The following is a 4434-nucleotide window of genomic DNA, read 5'->3' as shown; positions in this document are numbered from 1 at the left end:
TATCTACCCTGATGAAACTCAAACAAATTTGCAATCATCCCCGCCAATTCTTGCAAGATAATAGTGAATTTAGCATTAACCGCTCTCACAAATTACAACGCTTGGGTGAAATGCTCGAAGAAATTACCGCAGAAGGAGAGAGCCTATTAATATTTACTCAATTCACCGAAATTGGCGAAGCTCTACAACAGTATCTCAAACAAATCGGCTACCGTACTTATTATCTGCATGGCGGTACATCTCGCTCCAAACGCGAACAAATGATAACTGAATTTCAAGATCCCGAAACCGAAACTGCGGCTTTTGTACTGTCATTAAAAGCGGGTGGTGTGGGGATTACATTAACTAAAGCTAACCACGTTTTTCATTTCGATCGCTGGTGGAATCCCGCAGTAGAAGATCAAGCAACAGATCGAGCTTTTAGAATCGGACAGCAAAAAAATGTATTCGTGCATAAATTCGTGACTCTAGGTACATTAGAAGAACGGATCGACGAAACGATCGAAAATAAGAAAAAGATGGCTGATTCGATCGTCGGATCCGATGAATCGTGGCTGACAGAGTTAGATAATGAAAGCTTTAAAAAATTAATTGCCTTAAATAAACAAACAGTATTGTAGCTAATAACTTATAACTTATAACTCGTAACTCGTCCGGTAGTTTTAAACTCGAACAATTTTAAATAGCTATGGCACAATTTAGTAGAACTTGGTGGGGACAGGAATTTATTCAGGCGTTAGAAGAATTTAGCGATGAGGCTAGATTGGGACGCGGACGTGCCTATGCTCGTAACGGCAAAGTCATAGAACATCAGATTGCCAACGGTAAAATTACTGCTAAAGTCAGAGGTTCGGTCAATCCCTATTTTGGCGTTTATAAAGAACCACTTTATAAAATCTCGATCGAGATTAAACAGATCTCAGCAGCAGATTGGTCGAAAGTAATTGCTCGTCTCGGTGCTAAAGCAAGTTTAATCTCTAAACTCCTCTTAGGCGAAGTCCCCGATAACATCGAAGCAACTTTCGCCGAACTGAATCTACACCTGCTCCCACACAATCGTCAAGATTTCAAGACTGACTGTTCTTGTCCCGATTATAGTAATCCCTGCAAACATATTGCTGGAGTTTACTATCTAGTTGCAGCCGAACTCGATCGCGATCCGTTCCTATTATTTGAACTGCGAGGAATCTCTCGATCGAAACTTCAACAGGAATTAGCCAAATCGCCATTAGGGAAAGCACTAGCTTCAACTCTCGATGAGGTGGAATTACCGATTGCCGCGACAGATTCTTACTATACCAAGCCTAAAAAAATCACCCTCGCGCTTCCCGCCACGCCCAAGGATTTTTGGCAAGGAGCGCAACGATTGCCGCAAACAGTAGACGTGGGCGAACTTGCCACTATTCCCGCTGTTGTCGTCAAAAAGGGAGGTGATTTTCCACCGTTTTGGACGCAGGACAACTCTTTTATCGAGGTGATGACCGAATTGTACGAGCGGGTACGCAAGCAAAATAGTTAAGAGATTGTCAGAGCGACACCGACTTAGAGGTATGTACACAACAGTGCTTAGAAGAAATCTATGGAGAGTAATTCATGACATCTCAGGACGTACGATCGATCGTGATTCCAGAGCTAACTGCCAGCCAACAAAGCTGTTCCGAATTCATAGAAATCTGTTGCCCTGTCTGTGGTTGGGGTGGTTTAAGCCACGATGAAACCGGACAACTGAGCTGTGAAGAATGCGATTATGTCGAAGTAGTTGAAATTTAACGCAACACCCAAACCTGCTCGGTTTGATAAAAATCACCACGTTGTTCGAGCCTCATCCCATTGAGCAGCAACGCCAGCCACATCTGCACCAGCGGCATCTCGATCGATTCCTGCAATTCAAGCAACGACACCTCTCGACCCAACTCCTCCAGTCGCGATCGAATTGTGGCACCCCAATTAGAAATATCTTCTTCGTGCGCTGTATCCAAAGCATCTTGAAAATCAGCCAGTGCCAGGGCTGCATCTTTACTTACTGGAGCGATCTTAGGTGCCGCCTGTCGAGCGGTTGGATAGTAATTATCGCTCGTCTCCACCAAATCCCCCAGATCCCACTCCATCCGACCTAGCACCAGCTCGTCGAAAATCGCTCGATCGTATCGTGGCTCGACTAATTCCCCCGCAAATACCGATGGCTGGTGTTGCCACTCATCGAGTAGTTGAATTGCCCGATCGCGATAACAATCCGCCCAAACAACCAAGGCATCGCCAGCGGGTTCTAACTCCAACGAACCAATCCAATTGCTCAAATCGATGATATTTGCGTCCTCTGGAGCTGCACTCACCCGTTCGAGCAATGTCCAGATCGTAAGTTGTTCGATTTTAGGCTCAGACCGACTTAGCTTAATAGTCACGACAATCAGTTAACGGACAAAGAGTGCTGTCAAATTCCTTAATCACTCGAAATTTAGCCAGGGCAATCCCGTCGTGTTGGGCGGACAGTGCCGAGAGAATGTTGCGCCCCGTCTGCTTGAGTTGAGCCTCTGTCAGCCCCAGACAATGAATCGCCTGAATTCGATCCGTCAGCACCGACCCACAATAGAGCCGCGCCCCGATCGCATGGATGGTGTTATTCGAGCGGTTGACCCACAGGCACAATTCTGCCGCATAAACATTCGGGACGATGGGTTCCGTCGGCTCGGTGGCAGAGCCTACCTCCTGGTTAATCGCAGCATTTTGCCGCTGCTCCTTCCGCCGGATGGCGGTAGCTGCTTTATTGCGATGGTACGAACGCCTGTCGGGACAACGATCGTCATCCCAGCAGTTTTTTTCTCGCGCTTGGGTGGCGGTAATTTTGGAGCATTGAGCGCAGTTATGTCCGGTGTTCTTAGGCATATCAATGCCCACCCAGATCGCCAGATTCAGCAATCGTTCGGTCTGTCAAACTCAAACCAAAATCGAGGGCTAACAAATCGATCCCATCGATCGTTCGCGAACGATCGCATTGTGATATATTTAGCTGCTCGTAACAATCAAACCGCCAATCGCGATCGCGTTGAAATTGAATTAACGCATCAGTTAATGCAGGTATAGCTCGATAGTAAGCAGCCTCAGCCTTAACAGTTGCCGAAGTTGGAATCGGGCTTGCTAATCGCAAATGAGCTAAGTCGATGAGATCGCGGGCTTGAATACTTCGATCGTTATAACGATCTGCATTAGCCAATAATTTACTGGTAAAACAATCGCTGATGCTCAAGCACTCAACTGGCGACCAGCTTGGCAAACGTGGACGATCTAACTCAAATCCAGCCTCAGCAATAATTTCGGTTTTAATTGTTACTCCATTCGCAACAATTCCCATCCTAATTCCGTACTGGTCGATAGTAATTCGTGAGATTTCCACATTAGAGTCATCTCTTAATAGAACCTGGGGAGTGCGTTCGTTAATCAACCTCCGCAATTTACTGTAATCTGCTCCAAACGGACAAATAAAGTCGATATCGTTACTGGTACGATACTCGCCCAAGTCCAAGGATATTAAAGTACCACCTCCAAAATAAGCCCGACATTCACTCAATACATCCCGATTCAATCCCGCTAGAATACGGTGAATTGTCACATGACGATCGATTTTAAAATCCATAAATTCACTCCCCAGCCACGATTTGTTATCGAGTGCAAGTTGCTCGATCCAAGCTAATTCTTCACCTGGAATATCGACTTGACGTTGATATCGCCAACCACGCTCGTAACGCGCCAACATTTCAGCTTCAGTCAATCGATAAGGATCGACTATTTGCCAACTGAGATATTCCAAAAATGGTAATTTTATAGGCTGAATTCTCATTTGTCTAGCAAATCGAATATTCTTATAAACTTGTGACCGATGAGAGTAAGTTCTACGATCTTACTCTCAATCTCTTCTAGATCGGGCGGAATTTGTTTTAAAGTACTCCCAGATCTGTCAAGAGCCGCCACCACATAGCGGCAATGTCTGCACAACGGTTCGTTTGGATCGTAGGGATCGGGAACCGTTAGCACGATTTCAACAGCAGTTCGGATTCTTCCCAGCCCTAACATCATTGATTGGGGATTACCTACGGTAGGCTACGCCAACGCTAACAGCAATCCGAATATCGAGATTGTTGTTGACCTCCAACCCTGGTCGAGATAAATTGAGAACCTTCACGTTGGCGAAGCCTAACCTTTGGCTAATCGCTTTTGGGTACATACGTCTATCTTAATTTTACCATCGGATGTCGATCGCTCGACCAATTTTATCCGAGTTTTATCCGACGTATGGAAATGATTCTTTTCATACTTTAGGGTTAAAGGGGAAAGGGGAAAGGGGAAGGGGTAAAATGAAAATACTCATATCTTGCACCAGATCCAAAATCGTTAGTGAAGTGGGGTAAAGGGGAAAGGTTAAAGGGGAAAGGAACACGC

The 4434-nt window shown here is 45.5% G+C and carries 7 protein-coding genes; 3 read left to right on the top strand and 4 right to left on the bottom strand.

Annotation, left to right across the window (positions count from 1 at the left end):
• The 3 genes from C7B77_RS24815 to C7B77_RS30440 form a co-directional block, all read left to right on the top strand.
• Window positions 1-620 (top strand): DEAD/DEAH box helicase (locus tag C7B77_RS24815; protein WP_146138503.1); only part of this gene is annotated, 620 nt, incomplete at its 5' end.
• 68 nt (window positions 621-688) lie between these two features.
• Window positions 689-1519, top strand: a complete 831-nt coding sequence (locus tag C7B77_RS24810) for an SWIM zinc finger family protein (RefSeq protein ID WP_106311223.1) — start codon at window positions 689-691, stop codon at window positions 1517-1519.
• Between the two features lie 74 nt (window positions 1520-1593).
• On the top strand, window positions 1594-1770 hold the full coding sequence (locus C7B77_RS30440) for a hypothetical protein (RefSeq protein WP_181244020.1): 177 nt from the start codon (window positions 1594-1596) through the stop codon (window positions 1768-1770).
• Here the strand turns inward: C7B77_RS30440 and C7B77_RS24805 are convergent.
• The 4 genes from C7B77_RS24805 to C7B77_RS24785 are packed head-to-tail and all read right to left on the bottom strand — an operon-like array spanning window position 1767 to window position 4071.
• Window positions 1767-2402, bottom strand: coding sequence for a hypothetical protein (locus C7B77_RS24805; RefSeq protein WP_106311220.1), 636 nt, complete (start codon window positions 2400-2402; stop codon window positions 1767-1769). The two genes, C7B77_RS30440 and C7B77_RS24805, sit on opposite strands and share 4 nt — an antisense overlap.
• Window positions 2392-2883: a hypothetical protein gene (locus C7B77_RS24800; RefSeq protein WP_106311217.1), complete on the bottom strand. Its 492-nt coding sequence runs from the start codon at window positions 2881-2883 to the stop codon at window positions 2392-2394. The genes C7B77_RS24805 and C7B77_RS24800 overlap by 11 nt, the downstream gene beginning before the upstream one ends.
• Window position 2884: 1 nt before the next feature.
• A complete protein-coding gene (locus C7B77_RS24795) occupies window positions 2885-3835 on the bottom strand; it encodes a nucleotidyl transferase AbiEii/AbiGii toxin family protein (RefSeq protein ID WP_245894382.1) in 951 nt (316 codons plus the stop codon).
• On the bottom strand, window positions 3832-4071 hold the full coding sequence (locus tag C7B77_RS24785; protein WP_106311215.1) for a hypothetical protein: 240 nt from the start codon (window positions 4069-4071) through the stop codon (window positions 3832-3834). The genes C7B77_RS24795 and C7B77_RS24785 overlap by 4 nt, the downstream gene beginning before the upstream one ends.
• Window positions 4072-4434 lie beyond the last annotated feature (363 nt).

Origin of the sequence: Chamaesiphon polymorphus CCALA 037 (genome assembly GCF_003003845.1) — a bacterium.
Taxonomy (GTDB): Bacteria; Cyanobacteriota; Cyanobacteriia; order Cyanobacteriales; family Chamaesiphonaceae; genus Chamaesiphon; species Chamaesiphon polymorphus.
The sequence above is the reverse complement of the archived record's forward strand: the minus strand, read 5'-3'. Positions and strand labels throughout refer to the sequence as shown.

Bases quoted from the DNA above. Each gene is read 5' to 3' on its own strand.
- C7B77_RS24800 (WP_106311217.1), bottom strand. From the start codon at position 2,883: ATGCCTAAGAACACCGGACATAACTGCGCTCAATGCTCCAAAATTACC.
- C7B77_RS24785 (WP_106311215.1), bottom strand. From the start codon at position 4,071: ATGATGTTAGGGCTGGGAAGAATCCGAACTGCTGTTGAAATCGTGCTA.
- C7B77_RS24795 (WP_245894382.1), bottom strand. From the start codon at position 3,835: ATGAGAATTCAGCCTATAAAATTACCATTTTTGGAATATCTCAGTTGG.
- C7B77_RS30440 (WP_181244020.1), top strand. From the start codon at position 1,594: ATGACATCTCAGGACGTACGATCGATCGTGATTCCAGAGCTAACTGCC.
- C7B77_RS24810 (WP_106311223.1), top strand. From the start codon at position 689: ATGGCACAATTTAGTAGAACTTGGTGGGGACAGGAATTTATTCAGGCG.